Raw genomic sequence first — 19,759 nt, forward strand, 5'->3', positions numbered from 1 at the left:
GCTCAGGCGGCCTGGGTGCGACGCGCCAGCCAGATCGCCAGGCCCGCGCAGCCCAGCGACAGTGCGAACGGCGCCGCGTGCGCCAGCGCCGGCGCATGCTCCCGCAGGGCGCCGAACACTGCCCCGCCGACCGCGAGCATGGTGGCGACCGCCACCGCCTCGCACAGCTGCAGCGCGGCGCTGTTGCGGCCCTGCTCGGCGGCCGGCGACAGCGCCAGGGTCAGCACCGACAGGCTGGCATAGAGCAGGCCCATGCCCAGGCCCGTGCAGGCCCAGCCGAGGATCGCCACGACGACCGGACACGCCGGCCACGCCACCGTGGCGGTGGCCGCCACGCCGACGGCGAGCAGGCCACAGCCGACGCGCACCAGCGTCTGGCGATGCAGGCGCGTCTGGTGGCCCTGGAACCAGGAGCCGCAGAACCAGCCCAGCGCCCCCACGCTCAGGGCGATGCCGGCCCGGCTGGGCGACAGGCCGTGGGCCTGCGCCAGCACCAGCGGCAGGAAGGCCTCGCTGCCGAAGAAGGCGGCCGCGGCCACGCCGCGCAGGCCGATCACGCTGGCCAGGCCGCGCGCGCCGCGCAGCGTGCCCCGCGGCAGCAGCCGCCAGACGCTGACCAGCAGCAGCGCCAGGGCGGGCACCAGCACCAGCGCCGCGCGCAGGCCCGGCGGATGCGCGGCCATGGACAGCGCGCACACGCCGATCGCCGCGCCGGCCGCCCAGCCGATCGAATGTCCCGGCGCCCCGGCCTGCGGGGTCGGCGTCAGGCGCGCCAGCGCCGGCCGCAGCAGCCAGGCCGCGGGAAGCGCCAGCACCGGCACCGCCAGGAACACCCAGCGCCAGCCCAGGTGTTCGACCACCAGCCCGCTCAACGCCGGGCCGATCAGCGACGGCACCACCCAGCCGGCGGAGAACGCCGCGAAGATCCTCGGCCGCAGCGCCTGCGGATACTGCCGGCCGACCAGCACGTACAGCGAGACCGACAGCGCACCGGCGCCCAGGCCCTGCACCAGGCGCCCGGCGATCAGCATCGGCATGCTGACGGCCAACCCGGCCAGCAGCAGGCCCGCGACGAAGCACGCCAGCCCGCCCCAGAGCGCGCCGGCGGGGCCACGCCGGTCGCACCAGCGCCCGGCCGCGGTCATGCCGACCACGCTGGTGGCCAGCGTGCTGCCGAAGGCGAAGGCATACAGCGGCAGGCCGTCCAGCGCCGCGGCCACCGTCGGCATCGCCGTGGCGATGGCCAGGGCCTCGAAGGCGCCGAGCGACACCAGCGCAACCATGCCCAGGGTGGTCGCCCGATAGCGTGGCGAAAGGATCGATGCGGCGGCTGTGCCGTCCTGGGATGCGGAAGTCGAAACGGAAGCGCTCATGCGGACTCGAAAGGAATGCGCCGCGGCGGGCGGACTTGCGTGGCGGCGGCGGGGAGGGCAGCATGCGACCTCAACCTTGGTTGAGGTCAAGCCATGCAGGAACTGACGGTCGGCGAGGTGGCCCAGCGCAGCGGCATGGCCGTCTCCGCGCTGCACTTCTACGAGAGGAAGGGATTGATCCGCAGCCTGCGCACCGCCGGCAACCAGCGCCGCTACGGGCGCGACGTGCTGCGGCGCCTGGCGGTGATCCGCGTGGCCCAGCGCGTGGGCGTGCCGCTGGAATCGGTGCGGCGCGCGTTCGACCTGCTGCCCGATGCGCGCACGCCGACGCGGGCCGAGTGGGCGCGCATGTCGGCCGCCTGGAAGCACGAGCTGGACCAGCGCATCCTCGCGCTGCACCAGCTGCGCGACCAGCTCACCGACTGCATCGGCTGCGGCTGCCTGTCGTTGCGGCGCTGCCGGCTGAGCAATCCGGGCGATGCGCTGGGCGCCCAGGGCGATGGCCCGCAGCGGTGGCAGGTGGAGTAGGGCCGCTTTCGAGGGCGCCTCAGAAGCTGCGTTCGAAGCGCAGCGGGCCGCCGCCGAGGTCGCTGGCCACGTCCAGTTCGAAGCGCAGCGTGTCGTGCGGGCTGATCTCCACGCTGCCGACCTGATCGACCGCATCGCCCGTGCGCACCGGTTTGAAGGTGATCTGCTGGCGGCGGCCGGACAGGTCCACCGCCACGCCGCGCACGCTGCCCTGGACCGGCACCTCGTCATCGCCCTGCCGCTGCCGCAACGCCACGATCACCAGCGCCCGGCCCGCGCCGCGGTCCAGCCCGTAGGCCTGCGCCGCCGATTCGGGCAGCGCCAGGCTGGGCAGCGCGTTGTAGCGCACCTGCAGCGCGCCCAGCGTCCGCACGCTGTCCACCGGCGCCACCGGCTGCACGCGCTGCGGCGCCTGCCCGCCCGAACAGGCCGCCAGTGCCAGCAGGCTCGCCAGCGGCAGAACCCAGCGCGAGGGCAGACGCACGGTCATCGCGGTCAGTCGTTGGCCGCCGACAGCTCGCCGCCGCGCCGTGCGGCCGCGGCGATGGCCTGCGCGGTCAGCGCCTCGAAGCCGCCGGCCTGGAAGGTCTCGATCGCGGCCTGGGTGGTGCCGTTGGGCGAGGTCACGCGCCGCCGCAGTTCGGCCGGCGGCTCGCCGGCCTCGGTCAGCATGCGCGCCGCGCCGAGGATCGTCTGCAGGGTCAGCGTGCGCGCGGCCTGGGCAGGCAGGCCTTGCGCGATGCCCGCCGCCTCCATCGCCTCGGCCAGCAGGAACACATAGGCCGGGCCGCTGCCGGAGACCGCGGTGACCGCATCCATCTGCGCCTCGGTGTCGATCCACACGGTCGGGCCAGCGCTGGAGAGCAGGGCATCGGTGCGCGCGCGTCCGGCTTCGTCGACCTGCTGCGTGGCGAACAGCCCCGTCACGCCCGCCCCCAGCATCGCCGGGGTGTTGGGCATGGCGCGCACCACCGCGGCCTCGCCACCCAGCCAGCGCGAGAGCTGCGCGGCGGTGATGCCGGCGGCGATCGAGACCACCAGCGGCCTGGCCGACTGCGCCGCACCGGCCAGGCCCTCACACACTCCGCGCATCACCTGCGGCTTGACCGCGAACAGCCACAGCGAGGCGCCCTGCACGGCCTCGCCGGCCTCCGCGAACACCTGCACGCCGAACTGCCGTGCCAGGCCCTCGCGCAGCTCGGCCACCGGCTCGGCCACGCGGATGCTGGCCGCTGCCGTCCCGCGCGCGATCAGTCCTCCGATCAGGCTGCGCGCCATGTTGCCGCCGCCAATGAAGGCAACCGTGTCGGCGGCCGGCGCAGCGGATTCGGAATTCGATACGGTCATGGAGGCCTGATGCTCGGTGCGGTAAGGGATCGCCCGGATTATCGCCGTTCCCGGCGCCCCCATGGGGACGCCGCCTGTTGGCGTCTGTTTCCCTTTCGAAGCCTCTTCCCCCTTCCTGTGGGAGCCGCCACGGCGGCGATGGGGCTTTCCCGGTAGAGCCTCTCGCCGCCATGGCCGCTCCCACCAGGCTTCAGGCCTTGGCCGGCCGCGCGCCGAACAGTGCAGTCCCCACCCGCACCATGGTCGCCCCCTCGGCCACGGCCAGCGCGCAGTCCTCGCTCATCCCCATCGACAGCGTATCCACGTCCGCATGGCGGGCCGCCAGCGCGACGAACAGCGCTTTCATCCGCACGAACGCCGCCCGGCGCAGCGCCGGATCCTCGTGCGGCGCCGGGATCGCCATCAGCCCGCGCAGCGCCAGCCGCGGCTGCGCGGCGACCGCCTCGGCCAGCGCCTCGACCGCCTCCGGCGCGCAGCCATGCTTGCTCGATTCATCGTCGATGTTGACCTGGATCAGCACATTGAGCGGCCCGCGCTGCGGGGCACGCGCCGCCGCCAGGGCCGCGACCAGCTTGGGACGGTCCACCGTCTGCACCCAGTCGAACAGTTCGGCCGCCAGCGCCGCCTTGTTCGACTGCAGATGGCCGATCAGATGCCACTCCAGTGCCAGCGTGGACAGCTCGGCCCGCTTGGCCTGCGCCTCCTGCACATAGTTCTCGCCGAACACGCGCTGGCCCGCGGCGGCCAGCTCGGCCACCGCCTGCGCCGGCTGGAACTTGGACACGGCCACCAGCGTGGGCATGGGCCGCTTGGCCGCGTCGGCCGCGTTCCGCAGCCTGTTCAGGGTGTCGCTCAGACGCTCGGAAAGCACGGTAGACCGGCCCGTTGGCAGTGTCGGGAAGGGCGCTATACTGCCTTTCGGGGATGTAGGGTTCCAGTTCGCGACACTTTTCACAGGGGCAAACCAGACGCATGGATATCGCCGAACTACTGGCCTTCTCGGTCAAGAACAAGGCCTCGGACCTGCATCTGTCCGCCGGGCTGCCGCCGATGATCCGCGTGGATGGCGACGTGCGTCGCATCAACATCCCCGCCCTGGACCACAAGCAGGTCCACGCGCTGGTCTACGACATCATGTCGGACAAGCAGCGCCGCGACTACGAGGAGTTCCTCGAGGTCGACTTCTCCTTCGAGATCCCCTCGCTGGCGCGCTTCCGCGTCAACGCCTTCAACCAGAACCGCGGCGCCGGCGCCGTGTTCCGCACCATCCCGTCCGAGGTGCTGACCCTGGAGGACCTGGCCTGCCCGCCGCTGTTCCGCGAGATGGTGCAGCAGCCGCAGGGCCTGATCCTGGTGACCGGGCCGACCGGCTCGGGCAAGTCGACCACGCTGGCGGCGATGATCGACTACATCAACAAGAGCGAATACGGCCACATCCTCACCGTCGAGGACCCGATCGAATTCGTCCACACCTCGCAGAAATGCCTGATCAACCAGCGCGAGGTGCACCGCGACACGCACGGCTTCAACGAAGCGCTGCGCTCGGCGCTGCGCGAAGACCCCGACTACATCCTGGTCGGCGAGTTGCGCGACCTGGAAACCATCCGCCTGGCGCTGACCGCCGCGGAGACCGGCCACCTGGTGTTCGGCACCCTGCACACCAGCTCGGCGGCCAAGACCATCGACCGCATCATCGACGTGTTCCCCGCCGGCGAGAAGCCGATGGTGCGCTCGATGCTGTCCGAATCGCTGCGCGCGGTGATCAGCCAGGCGCTGCTGAAGAAGGTCGGCGGCGGCCGCACCGCCGCCTGGGAAATCATGGTCGGCACCCCGGCCATCCGCAACCTGATCCGCGAGGACAAGGTCGCGCAGATGTATTCGGCCATCCAGACCGGCCAGCAGTACGGCATGATGACCCTGGACCAGCACCTCCAGGACCTGGTCAAGCGCAGCCAGATCACGCGCCACCAGGCCAAGGAATACGCCAAGGACAAGCGGTTGTTTGAGTAGTGGGGATTGGGGATTCGGGATTGGGGATTCGTAAAAAGCGCTCCTCTTCCCGATCCCGTCGTCCGCTCCTGCCAATCCCGAATCCCCAATCCCGAATCCCAGCTCCGAAGGAGCAAGCATGAGCGCCATCGACTTCACTTCGTTCCTCAAGCTGATGGCGCATCAGAAGGCGTCGGATCTGTTCATCACCTCGGGCATGCCGCCGTCGATCAAGGTCCACGGCAAGCTCACCCCGATCACGCAGACGCCGCTGACGCCGCAGCAGTCGCGCGACCTGGTGCTCAACGTCATGACCCCCGCCCAGCGCGAGGAGTTCGAGAAGACCCACGAGTGCAACTTCGCCATCGGCGTGGCCGGCGTGGGCCGCTTCCGCGTGAGCTGCTTCTATCAGCGCAACCAGGTGGGCATGGTGCTGCGCCGGATCGAGACCAAGATCCCCAGCGTCGATGAGCTCAACCTGCCGCCGGTCATCAAGACCCTGGCGATGACCAAGCGCGGCATCATCATTTTCGTCGGCGCCACCGGCACCGGCAAGTCGACCTCGCTGGCGGCGATGATCGGCTACCGCAACCAGAACTCGACCGGCCACATCATCACCATCGAGGACCCGATCGAATTCGTGCACAAGCACGAGGGCTGCATCATCACCCAGCGCGAGGTCGGCATCGACACCGACAGCTGGGAGAACGCGCTGAAGAACACCCTGCGCCAGGCGCCGGACGTGATCATGATCGGCGAGGTGCGCACCCGCGAGGGCATGGACCACGCCATCTCCTTCGCCGAGACCGGCCACCTGGTGCTGTGCACCCTGCATGCCAACAACGCCAACCAGGCGATGGACCGCATCATCAACTTCTTCCCCGAGGACCGCCGCAGCCAGCTGCTGATGGACCTCTCGCTCAACCTCAAGGGCGTGGTCGCCCAGCAGCTGGTGCCGACCCCGGACGGCAAGGCGCGCCGGGTGGCGATGGAGATCATGCTGGGCACGCCGCTGATCCAGGACTACATCCGCGAGGGCGAGATCCACAAGCTCAAGGAAGTGATGAAGGAGTCCACCAACCTGGGCATGAAGACCTTCGACCAGAGCCTGTTCGAGCTCTACCAGGCCGGCGAGATCTCCTACGAGGACGCCCTGCGCTACGCCGACTCGCAGAACGAGGTGCGCCTGCGCATCAAGCTGGCCCAGGGCGGCGACGCCCGCACCCTGGCCCAGGGGCTGGACGGCGTCGAGGTCGCCGAGGCGCGCTGAGCTATGATTACAGGGAGGTTTTCTGAAGATGGGCTTGAGGATTTTTCTCGGTATCTTGCTCTCGATTCAGTTGTTCGCGGCTAAGACGCAAACGGTCGAGTACATTCACACCGATGCATTGGGTACGCCCGTAGCCGTTACGGATGCGGGTGGCAATGTCGTTGAGCGTAGCGAATATGCGCCGTATGGTGGACTGCTGAACCGTCCAGCGCTCGATGGTCCGGGATTTACCGGGCATGTGCAGGATGCTGTGACTGGCTTGGTCTACATGCAGCAGCGCTACTACGACCCAACGCTGGGAAGAACGCTCAGTGTGGATCCGGTAACGGCGTACAGCAGCAACGACATGCGTCATTTCAATGCCTACGCTTACGCATACAATAATCCTTATCGCTTTATTGACCTGGACGGCCGCAGTGCATGTCCTGGAAGCAGTCGACTCAGTTGCATTCAATCTGACACTTACAATGCCGATAGGTCTACTGGGCAGACCGCTCAAGTGTCCGAACCAGTTGGCAGGACGATGGTTGAGCAAAAGAGTGCTGTTGCCGTCACCGGCGGAACAAAAGAAAAGATCGGCTTTGTAGTGCCAGCCGAGGGGGGTGGCCATATGGTCAAGGTGGCGCAAGACGCGATCACGGGAAGCACGTCGCGGACTGACACCGCGTCGGCCAAAATTCCTTTGGATGCCGAAGCAGTAATTCATGGGCACATCGATGGGCGATCAGATGGCGTTATTAGCCCGGCGGACGCTGCCCCTCTCAGACAGGGGCTTCCTAATGGTGTGGTTAGTGAAGGTCGAGTCGGTGTTACGGAAATTATCAGTGGACGACTTCAATTCCGCATGCTTGATGGGCGAATGACGCAACACGAGTCAAGCATGCTACAGAAGAGCCTGGATCGGCAGCAGCGGCAGCCTGAGTTCATGAAGCCTGAGGTCGTCACACCATGATGGTGAAATCGCTGTGCGTGATCGTGCTCTGTGCTGGGCTTTCGGCTTGCAACTCTCTCGGTGCGGCTGAGGGCGATACTCCGGTAGATGAAACCTTCCTCGAAGTGGCTCGAAACCCAGACAAGTTCGCTGGACAGGTCGTGACGTTGCGTGCCTGGATAAGCGTTCGTCATGAAGACAACAACCTGTGGGCCACGTTAAAGGACCACGAAAATTGGGAAACAAGGCGCTGTATATCTTTGGTGAATTACAGTTCGTTGGAAGGTATGGAGGCGGCCATGGATGGCCACTTTGTCCAGATCACGGGTACCGTGATCGATGATGCATCCAAAAGCGGAACCGTGCTTCGGCTCGGCTCTTGCAGGGATGTGGCCCTGGAAATAGCAGGACCGTCGTCGATTAAGTTGATCGCCCCCCAGTAACTGGAGCTTGGGCCGGATAGCCAAAGGGCATATTGCTTAACTTCGGGGACGTGGGCACGACTCCAAGAGCCCTTTGCGTAACGAAAGTCGCGGCCGGGCCGGTAGACTGCACTGACCCCCATCGCTCGCCGCTGCCGTGACGCCTGCCAAGCCGCCTTCCGACGCTTCTGCCCTCGATACGCTTGCGCAGGAGATCGGCCTGGACGATGGCGGCGCCGATCATTCGCCGCCGGGCGTGGTGGTCACCTCGGGGCCGCTGACGCCGCCGCCGGATTCGGAAGGCACGGTGGTCGATGATCGGGCGTTCCACCACTCGGTGGCCGAGGACGTGCAGGGGATGGTGCTGGCCACGCTGACCGCCTCGCTGGGGCTGGCGGTGTTCGCCAAGGGCGGGCTGATGATCGGCGGCATGGCGGGCGTGGCCTTCCTGGCGCACTACGCCTTCGGCTGGAACTTCGGCCTGCTGTTCGTGCTGGTGAACTTGCCGTTCTACTGGCTCTCGGTGCGGCGCATGGGCTGGGAGTTCACCCTCAAGACCTTCGTGGCGGTCGGCGCCTGCGGCGTGCTCACCGACCTGCTGCCGCACTGGGCGCCGTACGCGCGGATGACGCCGCTGTACTCGGCGCTGGTCGGTGGCGCGCTGGTCGGCATGGGCATCCTGTTCTTCATCCGCCACCACGCCAGCCTGGGCGGTGTGGGCATCCTGGCCGTCTACCTGCAGCGCACGCGCGGCATCAGCGCGGGCAAGGTACAGATGACCTTCGATGCGGTGCTGATGGGCGTCGCCTGCTTCACGCTGGCGCCGTCGAAGGTGCTGTACTCGGCGCTGGGCGCGGTGGTGCTGAGCCTGGTGCTGATGTTCAACCATCGGCCGCATCGGTACATGGGTGTGTGACGTCCCGCGGGCGCCGGGTAGCGGCCGACTGATCTGGTGGAAGGATCCCATTCGTGGGAGCGCCCGTGGGGCGAGGAACTTCGCGGGCATCCATCACGCACCCGCGAGCCCGCTCTTGAAAGCGTGATTGCGATCAGGCTTCGATCCGCCGACGCAGGGACTGCGCATCGAAAGGCGCATGGACCTTGGCGTCGTTGTCGAAGTAGCAGTAGACGTCGCGCGATGACCTGCGCGGAGGCGCCAGTGAAGCGAACTTGCGTGGATCGGCCGCTTCGCCGCCGTTCGCCCAGTGCCGGATCCGGGCCGCCCAGTGGTCGAGCGCGGCATCGCTGTAGCCGCTGGCATACAGCTCCGTGTCGCCGTGCAGGCGGATGTAGACGAAGTCGGCGGTGACATCCTCCGCATAGGGATGACGGCCGGCGGTGTCGGCCACCACCAACGCGACGTTGTGGCGTCGCAGGAGACGGACGAAACGCGGATCGGCGAAGCTGTCATGCCGCACTTCGACCGCGTGGCGCAGCCGGCGCAGCGGTTGCCGGGGAAGGGCGCAGCGGCCGTCCATCCGCGGCTCGCGGCGCCGGGCCAGCGCCAGCGCCGCGTCGGTGTCCCGCGGCAGCACGTCGAAGAACGCAGCGAACAGCGCCTCGTCGAATGCCAGATTCGGCGGGAATTGCCACAGCAGCGGCCCCAGCTTCGTACCCAGGCGCAGCAGGCCGGAGGCGAAGAAGTTCGCCAGCGGCCGGTCGATATCCCGCAGGCGCTTGATGTGGGTGACGAAGCGGGGGCCCTTGACCGCGAACACGAAGTCGTCCGGCGTCTGCTCCGCCCATTGCGCCCAGCTGGACGGAGACTGCAGCGAATAGAAGGAGCCGTTGAGCTCGATGCTGGGAAACGTTGCCGACGCATACTCAAGCTCGCGCCGTTGCACCAGCCCTTCGGGATAGAACCTGCCGCGCCATCCCGCATAGCGCCAGCCGGAAATGCCGATCCTGATCGTCATGCGTGCAGTGTTGCCTGCGCCGGGCGCGGATGAGGTGAAGGGGGGAGGCATCATGAAAAAGCGCAGCGGCGCGGCGAGGCTTTGCCAACAGCGCTTATCGTGGCGACGGGCCGCTCTTTCCACGAGCGGCTTCGCGGCGTAGGGCTTTCCCGGCAAGGGCACATCGCCGCTGAAGTGGCTCGGACCTGCAGGCGGCCTGACTCCTTTGGCCGTCATTTCCGCGTTCGCGGGAATGAAGCAACAGCGCAAACGATGAAGTGCTCGTGTTGGCCGGGATGATGCCTGGAGTGAACGACGAAGCGCTGGCGCTACTTTTTCGTTTTCGCGGACTTCAGCGGCTTGCTCGCCTGCATCCACGCAGGCTTGCGCTCGGCCGCGGCGGCGAACGCCGGGCAGCCTTCGTGGTGCGCGCCTGGCAGGTAGCCCAGGCTCATCAGGAATTCACCGGTGATCTCGCCGCCGGTGAAGCGGAAGGTGCGCTTGAACAGCTTCACCCAGTCCGCCTTCTCCAGCGGGTGGTGGGCGTCCAGCCAGGCGGCGAAGCTGCCGTGCGAGGCGCGCAGGGTCTGGATGACCTGGGCGTTGTGGATCGCGGCCAGCACCTTGAGGCGGTTGCGGATGATGCCGGCGTCGGCGAGCAGCCGCGCGATGTCGGCTTCGCCGTAGGCGGCCACCTGGTCCACGTCGAAGCCGCTGTAGGCGGCCCGGAACGCCGCGCGCTTGCGCAGGATGGTCTCCCAGCTCAGGCCGGCCTGGTTGATCTCCAGCAGCAGGCGTTCGAACAGCACCGACTCGGCGCGCTGCGGGAAGCCGTATTCGGTGTCGTGGTAGTGGCCGTGGATCGGGTGGCCGGGGGCGATGGCGCAGTAGCCGCTCATGCGGGCAGTCCGTGGTCGGGAAAGGGGGAGGGGCGCACGTCAGCCCGCCTCGCGGACCACGTCGATCAGCGCCGGGCCATAGCGGTCCAGCTTGCTGCCGCCTACGCCACCCACGCGCGCCAGGGCGCGCAGGTCGGTCGGGCGCTGCTGGGCGATGTTGCGCAGCGTGGCGTCGTGGAAGATGACGTAGGCCGGCACGTTCTGCTCCTTGGCCAGCTGTGCGCGCAGGCGGCGCAGGGCCTGGAACAGCGGCTGGTCGGTCTCGGGGACCTCGGCCGCGGCCGGGCTGGTGCCGCCGCTGCGCTGGCGCAGCTTGGGCGAGTCCTTGCGCAGCAGCAGGGTCTGCTGGCCCTGCAGGACCGGCTTGGCCGAGGCCGTCAGGCGCAGGCTGCCGTGGCCTTCTGCGTCGACCTCCAGCACGCTGGCGGCCACCAGCTGGCGGAACACGCCACGCCAGGTCGCCGCGTCGAGATCGCTGCCGATGCCATAGGTGGTGAGCTGGTCGTGGCCGAGCTGGCGGATGCGCTCGGTGTCGGCGCCGCGCAGCACGTCGATCAGATGCGCCGCGCCGAAGCGCTGGCCGGTGCGGTAGACGCAGCTCAGCGCCTTGCGCGCGGCCTCGGTGGCGTCCCAGGTCGCGGCCGGCGTCAGGCAGTTGTCGCAGTTGCCGCAGGGCTGCGGATAGGTCTCGCCGAAGCCGGCCAGCAGCACCTGGCGCCGGCACTGCATAGATTCGCAGTAGCCCAGCAGCTGGTCGAGCTTGCGCCGCTCCAGGCGCTTGCGCTCCTCGGCGGCCTCGCCCTGTTCGATCATCTGCTTGAGCAGCACAACATCGCCCAGGCCATAGGCCAGCCAGGCCTGGGCGGGCTCGCCGTCGCGGCCGGCGCGACCGGTTTCCTGGTAATAGCCTTCCAGCGACTTGGGCAGGTCGGTGTGGGCGACGAAGCGCACGTCCGGCTTGTCGATGCCCATGCCGAAGGCGATGGTCGCGCACATGACGATGCCGTCCTCGCGCAGGAAGCGGCGCTGGTTCTCGGCGCGCAGCCGCGCCTCCAGGCCGGCGTGGTAGGGCAGGGCGTCGAAACCCTTCTCGCGCAGGAACTCGGCGGTCTGCTCGACCTTCTTGCGCGACATGCAGTAGACGATGCCGGCCTGGCCCTTGTGGTCCTCCAGGAAGTCCAGCAGCTGGCGGCGGCCGTTGTCCTTCTGCACCACGGTGTAGCGGATGTTGGGCCGGTCGAAGGAGCTGACGAAGCGGCGCGCGTCCTCCAGCTGCAGGCGCTCGGCGATCTCGGCCTGGGTCGGCGGATCGGCCGTAGCGGTCAGCGCGATGCGCGGCACCTGCGGCCAGCGCTCGTGCAGCACGGTGAGCTGGCGGTATTCGGGGCGGAAGTCGTGGCCCCACTGCGACACGCAGTGCGCCTCGTCGATGGCGAACAGGCTCACCCGCGCGCGATCGAGCAGCGAGAGAAAGCGCGGGGTCAGCAGGCGCTCGGGCGCGACGTACAGCAGGTCCAGCTCGCCGGCCAGCAGGTCGCGCTCCACCTGCTGGGCCGCCTGCGCCTCGAGCGAGGAGTTGAGGAACTCGGCCCGCACGCCCAGCTGGCGCAGCGCCTCGACCTGGTCCTGCATCAGCGCGATCAGCGGCGAGACCACGATCGCCGTACCCTCGCGCAGCAGCGCCGGCACCTGGTAGCACAGCGACTTGCCGCCGCCGGTCGGCATCAGCACCAGGGCATCGTGGCCGCTGGCCAGGTGCTCGACGATGGCGGCCTGTTCGCCGCGGAAACCCGGGTGTCCGAACACCCGGTGGAGGATTTCTAGCGCACGTTCCTGCATGCGCACAGGATACCGGGCCGCCGTCTCATCCCCCAGATACGCAATGCCCGGCGCAGGGCCGGGCATCGACGACAAATCACGTAAGAAATCTCCGACGCCTCACCCGGACGCCGCCTTGCTTCAGTGCCCAGCCGACCCCCTGGTGGAGAGCCCCCTTGAGTCAAGGGGGCGCGCCGAAGGCGCGGGGATCTGGCAGACGAGTGAGCAGGGGCCCAAGGTTTCGCCAACGGCGAAACCTTGGGGTAAGCCCGCAGGGACGAAGTCCCGAAGGGATTACTGCAGCAGCGACCGCAGCATCCACGCATACTTCTCGTGGGTGTTCAGGCGCTGGGTCATCAGGTCCACGGTCGGGTCGTCGCTGCCGTTCTCGGCGGTCTTCAGCGTCTGGCGGGCGGTGCGGCAGACGGCCTCGTTGCCGACCACCAGCTGGCGCACCATCTCCTTCCAGTCGGCGCTGTCGGACAGGCCGGGCTCTTCGGGGATGGAGCTGAGCGCGACGAACTCGCGGTACGAACCCGGTGCGTTGTAGCCCAGGGCGCGGATGCGCTCGGCGACTTCGTCCAGCGCGCCCCACTGTTCGGTGTACTGGGTCTCGAACATCAGATGCAGCGAGTTGAACATCGGCCCGGTCACGTTCCAGTGGAAGTTGTGGGTCTTCAGGTACAGCGTGTAGGCATCGGCCAGGTAATGCGACAGGGCGGCGGCGATGTCCTTGCGATCGGCCGGGCTGATCCCGATATCCACACTGGGTGCGCTCGGCGCGGCGGCGGCCAGCGGCGTGCCCTTGTTCTTGGTGGCGGGCTTGGTCTTGGTCTTGGCCATGTGCAACTCCTCGTCAGTGGCGATGCGTCACAATAAACGCCGCAGATGAAGATTGGTAATCAAAAGATTCACGCAGAACGATTCATGGCTTCAATCGCACACCTTCCCACCCAGCCCGACGCCGCGCGGCGCGCCATCGATGGCGCGCTGAGCCGCGACCGTGGCCGCCTGCACGGCCTGTGGTCGCGCTGGAAGGCCGCGCCGGAGGATGCGCAGCTGCGCGCGCGCTTCGGCCAGGCGCTGGCCGAGTCGGTGGCCGCCTGCCAGGCGCGCGCGGCCAACCTGCCGGCGGTGACGCTGGACCAGGCGCTGCCGATCGCGCGCGAGGGCGAGCGGATCGTCGAGCTGATCCGCCAGCACCAGGTGGTGGTGATCGCCGGCGAGACCGGTTCGGGCAAGACCACGCAGCTGCCCAAGCTGTGCCTGGCGGCCGGGCGCGGCGTGGCCGGGATGATCGGCTGCACCCAGCCGCGCCGCATCGCCGCGCGCGCGGTGGCCCGGCGCGTGGCCGAGGAGCTGCAGGTGCCCATGGGCGGCGCGGTCGGCTACCAGGTGCGCTTCAACGACAACGTCGGCGACGACACGCGCATCAAGTTCATGACCGACGGCATCCTGCTGGCGGAGATCGCCAGCGACCGCTGGCTGTCGCACTACGACACGATCATCGTCGACGAGGCGCACGAGCGCAGCCTCAACATCGACTTCCTGCTGGGCTACCTGAAGCAGCTGCTGCGCAAGCGCCGCGACCTGAAGGTCATCGTCACCTCGGCGACCATCGACACGGCGCGCTTCGCCGCGCACTTCGACGATGCGCCGGTGGTCAGCGTGGAAGGCCGCACCTTCCCGGTGGAGGTGCGCTATCGACCGCTCGACGAGGCCGCGTCCGGCGGCGAGGACGAGGAGGCGAGCGAAGGCGGCACCGAGCGCAGCGTCAACGAGGCCATCGTGGCCGCCGTCGACGAGATCACCCGCGAGGTCGGCTCCGAAGGAGCCGGGCGCGGCGACGTGCTGGTCTTCCTGCCGGGCGAGCGCGAGATCCGCGATGCGCACCAGGCGCTGGAACGGCGCAAGTACCGCCACACCGAGGTGCTGCCGCTGTACGCGCGGCTGTCGGCCAAGGACCAGGACGCGGTGTTCAATCCCGGCCCGCAGCGCCGCATCGTGCTGGCCACCAACGTGGCCGAGACCTCGCTGACCGTGCCGCGCATCCGATACGTGGTCGATCCTGGCCTGGCGCGGGTCAAGCGCTACAGCCCGCGGCAGAAGCTGGACCGCCTGCACATCGAGCCGGTCAGCCAGGCCAGCGCCAACCAGCGCATGGGCCGCTGCGGCCGCGTGGCCGAAGGCATCTGCGTGCGTTTGTACGCGCAGGCCGATTTCGAGGCGCGCCCGCGTTACACCGACCCGGAGATCCGGCGCTCATCGCTGGCCGGGGTGATCCTGCGCATGCTGCAGCTGGGGCTGGGCAGGATCGAGGATTTCCCGTTCCTGGAGGCGCCGGACGAGCGCGCCATCGCCGACGGCTGGCAGCAGCTGGTCGAGCTGGGCGCGGTCACCGAGGCCGACCGCCACGGCCTGCGCAAGCTGACCGAGGTCGGCCGGCGCATGGCGCGCCTGCCGGTGGACGTGAAGCTGGCGCGCATGCTGGTCGCCGCGCAGGCGCACGGTTGCCTGCGGCCGATGCTGGTGATCGCCGCATTCTTAGGGCTCCAGGATCCGCGCGAACGCCCGCCCGAAGCGCGCGAGGCGGCCGACAACGCGCACGCGAAGTTCGCCGATGCGCGCTCGGAGTTCGTCGGCATCCTGCGGCTGTGGGACGGCTACGCGCAGGCGCACGAGGAGCTGACCCAGTCCAAGCTGCGCGACTGGTGCGGGCGCCACTTCCTGGGCTTCCTGCGCATGCGCGAGTGGCGCGAACTGCATCGCCAGTTGCGCGTGCTGTGCGAGGAGCTTGGTTGGACCGAGGAACCTGCCGCCGCCGCGATGGCGCCGCTGCTGGCCGGCTCGCCCGCCGCGCCGTTGGGGCAGGACGGCAAGCCCGCTTCGCGCCCCACCCGCGGCGAACTGCATCGCGCCGCGCGCCTGGCGCGCGAGGGCAAGGCCTCGCCGCCGAGCGCCGCGTCGGCCCAGGCCGCGCCTGCGCCCGCGGCCCAGGAAGGCAGCGCGCCGCGGATCAGCGAGCGCGAGCGCAGCGCGGCCTACCAGTCGCTGCATCGCGCGCTGATCGCCGGCCTGCCGACCCAGGTCGGGCATCGCACCGAGAAGGGCGATTTCCTGGCTCCGCGCCAGCGCCGGTTCCATCTGTTCCCCGGCTCGGCCCTGGCCAGGAAGCCGCCGGCCTGGGTGCTGACCGCCACGCTGCTGGACACCCAGCGCGTGTGGGGCCTGACCAATGCGGCGATCGAGCCGGACTGGGTGATCGCCGAGGTGCCGCAGCTGCTGGCGCGCAAGCATTTCGACCCGCACTGGTCGCGCGCGCAGGGGCAGGTGCTGGCCTCCGAGCAGATCAGCCTGTTCGGCCTGGTGCTGGCGCCGAAGAAGCCGGTGCACTACGGCCGCATCGCGCCACAGGAGGCGCATGAGCTGTTCGTGCGCCAGGGGCTGGTGCCGGGCGAGATCAACACCCGCGCCTCGTTCGTCGCCGACAACGGCAAGGTGCTGGCCGCCGCGCACGAGGAAGAGGCCAAGCTGCGCCGGGCCGGCATCGTGGCCGACGAGGACTGGCAGGCGCGCTGGTATCTGGACCGCATCCCGGGCGAGGTGCACTCGGCCGCCGGGCTGGACGCGTGGTGGAAGACGCTGGCCGACGACAAGCGCGGCGGCCTGCGCTGGTCGCTGGCCGACCTGCTGCCGGGCGAGGGCAGCGAGGCCGACCGCTATCCGAAGTATTTCGCGCTGGGCGACGCGCGCCTGCCGCTGCACTACACCTTCGAGCCGGGCGCCGAGGACGATGGCGTCACCCTCGAGGTGCCGCTGCACCTGCTCAATGCCCTGGATGCGGCGCGGCTGTCGTGGCTGGCGCCGGGCTTCGTCGCGGAGAAGGCCGCCGCGCTGATCCGCACGCTGCCCAAGGCGCTGCGGCGCAACTTCGTGCCGGCGCCGGACTTCGGCCGCGCGTTCTTCGAGGCGCATCGCAAGCCCTCCGGCGACGACCTGCCCGGCGAGCTGGCGCGCTTCCTGGCCAAGGCCACCGGTGTGGCGGTCAGCGCGCTGGACTTCGACGAGGCCGCGCTGGAGCCGCATCTGCGCATGCACCTGCGCCTGCGCGACGAGCAGGGCAAGGTGCTGGCGTCCTCGCGCGATCTGGAGGCGCTGCGCGAGCGCTTCGGCGCGCAGGCCGGCCATGCCTTCGCCGCGCGTGCCGGGCGTGCGCTGGCCAGCGAAGGCCTGCATGCCTTCCCGCACGACCCGATCCCGCTGCAGGTGCCCGGCGAAGCCGGCGTGCCGGCGTACCCGGCGCTGGTGGACGAGGGCGACAGCGCCGCGCTGCGCATCTTCGCCGATCGCGCGCAGGCGCTGGCCGCGCATCCCGGCGGCGTGCGGCGCCTGATGGAGCTGGTGCTGGCCGACAAGATCAAGCAGGCGCGCAAGCAGCTGCCGGTGTCGCCCAAGACCGGGCTGCTGTATGCGGCGATCGAATCCCAGGAGCGCCTGCGCGGCGATCTCGTCGACGCGGCGTTGAACGCGGTGCTGGCCGAGGGCCTGGGCGAGATCCGCGATCCGGGCAGCTTCGCCCAGCGCCGCGATGCGGCCGGCAAGGCGCTGTTCGGCGAGGCGATGGAGCGGCTCAAGCTGGCCGAGGCGATCCTGGCCGGCGTGGCCGAGCTCAAGCCCGAGCTGGAGGCGCCGCTGATGGGCTGGGCGCGCGGCAACCTGGACGATCTGACCGCGCAGCTGGCCGCGCTGGTGCATCCGGGCTTCCTGCGCGACACGCCGGCGCCGGCGCTGGCGCAGTTCCCGCGCTACCTCAAGGCGATGAAGCTGCGCGCCGAGCGCGCCAAGCGCGATCCCACCCGCGACCAGCAGCGCATGCTGGAGCTGGTGCCGTTCGTGCAGGCGCTGGAGGACGCCGCCGCGCTGGGCCGCGCCGGGTCCGACGACTGGCAGGCGCTGCGCTGGGACCTGGAGGAACTGCGCGTGTCGCTGTTCGCCCAGGAGCTGGGCGCCCGCAGCGGCGTCAGCCCGAAGAAGCTGGCCCAGCGCGTGGCTGCCCTCCAGGGGCGCTGACTCGCTCCCTCCCTTTCGCGTAGCGAAGGGGAGGGCTGGGGAGGGGTGCTGTTGCTTTGGCTTTTCAGGCGCTCCGCGAAAGGCACCCCCTCCCAGCCTCCCCCTGCCCGCTGCGCGGGCAAGGGGAGGGGCAGAGGCGCGTCAGCGCCCAGGGATCACTCATCTCCGCTGACGCGCTCGCCCATCAGCTCACGCTGCCGCTTCTCCAGTTCCTCGGCGTAGCGCTTGCGCACGAAGTTTTCCGACAGCACGCCGAGGACCTTGCGCTCGTCGTCGACCACGGCCAGTTCGTCGGCCTGGGTGGCGTCGAAGACCTTCATGATCGCCACGATGTCGGTGTCGGCGGTCAGCGGCGTGTCGCGATGCTGGGCGTACTGCGCCACGGTCGCGTCCTCGCGCACGCGGTCGGCGTAGACCGACGACAGGGGCACCAGCCCGGCGTAGTGGCCGCGCTCGTCCTCCAGCACCACGCGCTGGGTCGAACCCAGCGGGAAGCGGCGGCGGAACTCGGCCACGCTGGTGTCCTGCAGGGTGTGGTTGGCGTCCTTGCGCATCATCTTGCCGGCCGACAGGTTGCGCACCCAGCCCACGTCGCGCGCGCTGCGGATGCTTTCCCCGCGCAGGTGCAGGCGCCAGGTCGAGAACGAATAGCCGAAGGCCTGGCGCACCACCGTGTTGGCCACCAGCACCGCTACCATCACCGCGGTGGTCAGCACGAAATCGTGGGTGCCTTCCAGGATCAGCATGGCCATGGTCATTGGCGCGCCGACGATGGCCGCGGCCAGCGCCGCCATGCCCACCAGCGCGGCGCCGGTGACGTCCACCACCGAGGCCTGGACCAGCTGGTTCATGCCCACCGCGAAGAACGCGCCGACCAGCGAGCCCATGAACAGCGAGGCGAAGAACAGGCCGCCGCGGAAGCCGAAGCCCAGCGAGATGCCCGAGGCCAGGCACTTGAGCACCAGCAGCGTGGCCAGCAGCTGCAAGGTGTTGTCGCCGCCGATGTCCAGGTGCAGCGCGCCGTGGCCGGAGGACAGCACCTGGGGCGAGATCAGCGCCAGCGGAATCAGCAGCAGGCCGCCGATCACCGGCCGGCCCCAGACCGGCAGCTGGATCCTGCCGACGCCGCGTTCGATCCCGGCCACCAGCCGCATCACCGCGATGCCGATCAGCGCGCAGGTCAGCCCCAGGGCGATGTAGATCGCATAGTCGCGTGGTTCGAGTTGGTAGGCGGCGGCCGCCGGCAGCGTGTAGGCCGTCGCGCCCAGGGTGTCGGCCATGAACGCCCCGCCCAGCGCGGCGGCGGCCACCGGCGCCAGCGCCGAGGGCACGTAGGCACCGATGACGATCTCGAAGGCATAGAACGCCCCGGCCAGCGGCGCGCCGAAGGCCGCGGCGATCGCCCCGGCCGCGCCGGCGCCGACCAGGGTGCGCATGTCGGTGCGGCGCACGCGCAGGATGCGGCCCAGCTGCGAACCGGCGCCCGAGCCCATCTGGGTGTAGGTGGCCTCCAGCCCGACCGAGGCGCCGAAGCCGTTGGACAGCAGCGTCTGTGCGGCGACGATCAGGTTGTCGCGCATCGACATGCGCCCGCCGTGCAGGGCGTTGGCCTCGACCGAGTCGATCAGCGCGCGCTTGCGCCGCCGCGCGATGAGCGTCACCAGCCCGACCAGCAGGCCACCCAGCGGCAGCACCAGCAGCTGGTTGAGGCTGACATGGTCGAGCATGCTCAGGCGCTCATCCGGCGCCAGGCCGTACAGCCAGGCCTGCAGGCGATGGGCCATGCCGCTCTGCAGGACGGTCAGGGCCGCGGCGATCAGTCCGACCAGCGCGGCCAGGCCGATGAACCACAGGTCGCTGGCGCGGAACTGCCGGCGCAGCCAGTCCAGCGGCCGGTGCGCCTGCACCCCGCACCAGTGCGCGAACGACTGGACCTTACCGGCGAGGTCTTGCATCGGCACGGGCGCGAACGGTGGCCGCCATGCACGCACAGGCCGGCCCGACGCACGGATGCGCGGTGCGCCGGCGGCGGATCGCACGGTGTGTGCGTGGCATGGGTGTTCTTCGAGACGGGGCTGGCCGTTAGTGTAGTCGTACCCTCCGATGCCCACCGTGTCATGGTGCACGCCTGATGTCCGCTCCATCGCCGCAGCCGCTGTCCGCCTCCGACGCCGCCCTGTCCGTGCTGCCCGCCGGCCTGCGCGCCCAGGTCGAGCC

The 19,759-nt window shown here is 69.5% G+C and carries 16 protein-coding genes; 7 read left to right on the forward strand and 9 right to left on the reverse strand.

What is annotated here, in order from left to right; all coding sequences use genetic code 11:
- Positions 1-2: 2 nt before the first annotated feature.
- On the reverse strand, positions 3-1,373 hold the full coding sequence (locus LAJ50_RS05580; protein WP_224096489.1) for an MFS transporter: 1,371 nt from the start codon (positions 1,371-1,373) through the stop codon (positions 3-5).
- Positions 1,374-1,466: 93 nt separating this feature from the next.
- Between LAJ50_RS05580 and soxR the strand changes: the two genes are divergently transcribed.
- Positions 1,467-1,901, forward strand: coding sequence for a redox-sensitive transcriptional activator SoxR (gene soxR, locus LAJ50_RS05585; RefSeq protein ID WP_138654985.1), 435 nt, complete (start codon positions 1,467-1,469; stop codon positions 1,899-1,901).
- 19 nt (positions 1,902-1,920) lie between these two features.
- Here soxR and LAJ50_RS05590 read toward each other — a convergent pair whose 3' ends face one another.
- From LAJ50_RS05590 to LAJ50_RS05600, 3 genes are all read right to left on the reverse strand, one after another.
- Positions 1,921-2,391 carry a DUF4426 domain-containing protein gene (locus tag LAJ50_RS05590; RefSeq protein WP_138654987.1) on the reverse strand — a complete coding sequence of 157 codons (471 nt, stop codon included), beginning with the start codon at positions 2,389-2,391 and terminating at the stop codon, positions 1,921-1,923.
- A gap of 5 nt (positions 2,392-2,396) precedes the next feature.
- Complete coding sequence (proC, locus tag LAJ50_RS05595; protein ID WP_138654989.1) at positions 2,397-3,248, reverse strand: pyrroline-5-carboxylate reductase; 852 nt, start codon at positions 3,246-3,248, stop codon at positions 2,397-2,399.
- Positions 3,249-3,438: 190 nt separating this feature from the next.
- Positions 3,439-4,083, reverse strand: a complete 645-nt coding sequence (locus LAJ50_RS05600; RefSeq protein WP_138655004.1) for a YggS family pyridoxal phosphate-dependent enzyme — start codon at positions 4,081-4,083, stop codon at positions 3,439-3,441.
- A 137-nt stretch (positions 4,084-4,220) separates the two neighbouring features.
- Between LAJ50_RS05600 and LAJ50_RS05605 the strand changes: the two genes are divergently transcribed.
- From LAJ50_RS05605 to LAJ50_RS05625, 5 genes are all read left to right on the forward strand, one after another.
- The gene (locus LAJ50_RS05605) at positions 4,221-5,258 is read left to right on the forward strand and encodes a type IV pilus twitching motility protein PilT (RefSeq protein WP_130517185.1); all 1,038 of its coding nucleotides are present in this window, start codon (positions 4,221-4,223) and stop codon (positions 5,256-5,258) included.
- 118 nt (positions 5,259-5,376) lie between these two features.
- Entirely contained in the window at positions 5,377-6,507 is a 1,131-nt protein-coding gene (locus LAJ50_RS05610) for a PilT/PilU family type 4a pilus ATPase (RefSeq protein WP_130550926.1), read from the forward strand.
- Between the two features lie 34 nt (positions 6,508-6,541).
- Positions 6,542-7,459, forward strand: coding sequence for an RHS repeat-associated core domain-containing protein (locus LAJ50_RS05615; RefSeq protein WP_224096490.1), 918 nt, complete (start codon positions 6,542-6,544; stop codon positions 7,457-7,459).
- On the forward strand, positions 7,456-7,881 hold the full coding sequence (locus tag LAJ50_RS05620; protein WP_138654993.1) for a hypothetical protein: 426 nt from the start codon (positions 7,456-7,458) through the stop codon (positions 7,879-7,881). The genes LAJ50_RS05615 and LAJ50_RS05620 overlap by 4 nt, the downstream gene beginning before the upstream one ends.
- Positions 7,882-8,080: 199 nt before the next feature.
- Positions 8,081-8,776 (forward strand): YitT family protein, encoded by a 696-nt coding sequence (locus LAJ50_RS05625; protein WP_171044675.1) that lies wholly within the window; start codon positions 8,081-8,083, stop codon positions 8,774-8,776.
- Positions 8,777-8,909: 133 nt separating this feature from the next.
- On the opposite strand, the gene LAJ50_RS05630 is transcribed toward LAJ50_RS05625, so the two are convergent.
- The 4 genes from LAJ50_RS05630 to LAJ50_RS05645 all read right to left on the reverse strand — a co-directional run bounded on the left by LAJ50_RS05630 (position 8,910) and on the right by LAJ50_RS05645 (position 13,315).
- Positions 8,910-9,776, reverse strand: a complete 867-nt coding sequence (locus tag LAJ50_RS05630) for a DUF72 domain-containing protein (protein ID WP_138654995.1) — start codon at positions 9,774-9,776, stop codon at positions 8,910-8,912.
- Between the two features lie 308 nt (positions 9,777-10,084).
- Complete coding sequence (locus LAJ50_RS05635; RefSeq protein WP_138654997.1) at positions 10,085-10,654, reverse strand: DNA-3-methyladenine glycosylase I; 570 nt, start codon at positions 10,652-10,654, stop codon at positions 10,085-10,087.
- A 39-nt stretch (positions 10,655-10,693) separates the two neighbouring features.
- On the reverse strand, positions 10,694-12,493 hold the full coding sequence (recQ, locus tag LAJ50_RS05640; RefSeq protein WP_130550930.1) for a DNA helicase RecQ: 1,800 nt from the start codon (positions 12,491-12,493) through the stop codon (positions 10,694-10,696).
- 273 nt (positions 12,494-12,766) lie between these two features.
- Positions 12,767-13,315 (reverse strand): Dps family protein, encoded by a 549-nt coding sequence (locus LAJ50_RS05645; RefSeq protein ID WP_130550931.1) that lies wholly within the window; start codon positions 13,313-13,315, stop codon positions 12,767-12,769.
- 84 nt (positions 13,316-13,399) lie between these two features.
- Here LAJ50_RS05645 and hrpA point away from each other — a divergent pair, with 84 nt between their 5' ends.
- Complete coding sequence (gene hrpA, locus LAJ50_RS05650; RefSeq protein WP_138654999.1) at positions 13,400-17,542, forward strand: ATP-dependent RNA helicase HrpA; 4,143 nt, start codon at positions 13,400-13,402, stop codon at positions 17,540-17,542.
- 155 nt (positions 17,543-17,697) lie between these two features.
- Here hrpA and LAJ50_RS05655 read toward each other — a convergent pair whose 3' ends face one another.
- Complete coding sequence (locus tag LAJ50_RS05655; protein WP_138655002.1) at positions 17,698-19,497, reverse strand: chloride channel protein; 1,800 nt, start codon at positions 19,495-19,497, stop codon at positions 17,698-17,700.
- Positions 19,498-19,759: the final 262 nt, after the last annotated feature.

The sequence above is a fragment of the Pseudoxanthomonas sp. X-1 genome, from assembly GCF_020042665.1.
Lineage (GTDB): Bacteria > Pseudomonadota > Gammaproteobacteria > Xanthomonadales > Xanthomonadaceae > Pseudoxanthomonas_A > Pseudoxanthomonas_A spadix_A.

Bases quoted from the DNA above. Each gene is read 5' to 3' on its own strand.
- LAJ50_RS05630 (WP_138654995.1), bottom strand. From the start codon at position 9,776: ATGACGATCAGGATCGGCATTTCCGGCTGGCGCTATGCGGGATGGCGC.
- LAJ50_RS05605 (WP_130517185.1), top strand. From the start codon at position 4,221: ATGGATATCGCCGAACTACTGGCCTTCTCGGTCAAGAACAAGGCCTCG.
- LAJ50_RS05635 (WP_138654997.1), bottom strand. From the start codon at position 10,654: ATGAGCGGCTACTGCGCCATCGCCCCCGGCCACCCGATCCACGGCCAC.
- soxR (WP_138654985.1), top strand. From the start codon at position 1,467: ATGCAGGAACTGACGGTCGGCGAGGTGGCCCAGCGCAGCGGCATGGCC.
- LAJ50_RS05610 (WP_130550926.1), top strand. From the start codon at position 5,377: ATGAGCGCCATCGACTTCACTTCGTTCCTCAAGCTGATGGCGCATCAG.
- LAJ50_RS05580 (WP_224096489.1), bottom strand. From the start codon at position 1,373: ATGAGCGCTTCCGTTTCGACTTCCGCATCCCAGGACGGCACAGCCGCC.
- LAJ50_RS05655 (WP_138655002.1), bottom strand. From the start codon at position 19,497: ATGCAAGACCTCGCCGGTAAGGTCCAGTCGTTCGCGCACTGGTGCGGG.
- proC (WP_138654989.1), bottom strand. From the start codon at position 3,248: ATGACCGTATCGAATTCCGAATCCGCTGCGCCGGCCGCCGACACGGTT.
- LAJ50_RS05645 (WP_130550931.1), bottom strand. From the start codon at position 13,315: ATGGCCAAGACCAAGACCAAGCCCGCCACCAAGAACAAGGGCACGCCG.
- LAJ50_RS05620 (WP_138654993.1), top strand. From the start codon at position 7,456: ATGATGGTGAAATCGCTGTGCGTGATCGTGCTCTGTGCTGGGCTTTCG.
- hrpA (WP_138654999.1), top strand. From the start codon at position 13,400: ATGGCTTCAATCGCACACCTTCCCACCCAGCCCGACGCCGCGCGGCGC.
- recQ (WP_130550930.1), bottom strand. From the start codon at position 12,493: ATGCAGGAACGTGCGCTAGAAATCCTCCACCGGGTGTTCGGACACCCG.
- LAJ50_RS05590 (WP_138654987.1), bottom strand. From the start codon at position 2,391: ATGACCGTGCGTCTGCCCTCGCGCTGGGTTCTGCCGCTGGCGAGCCTG.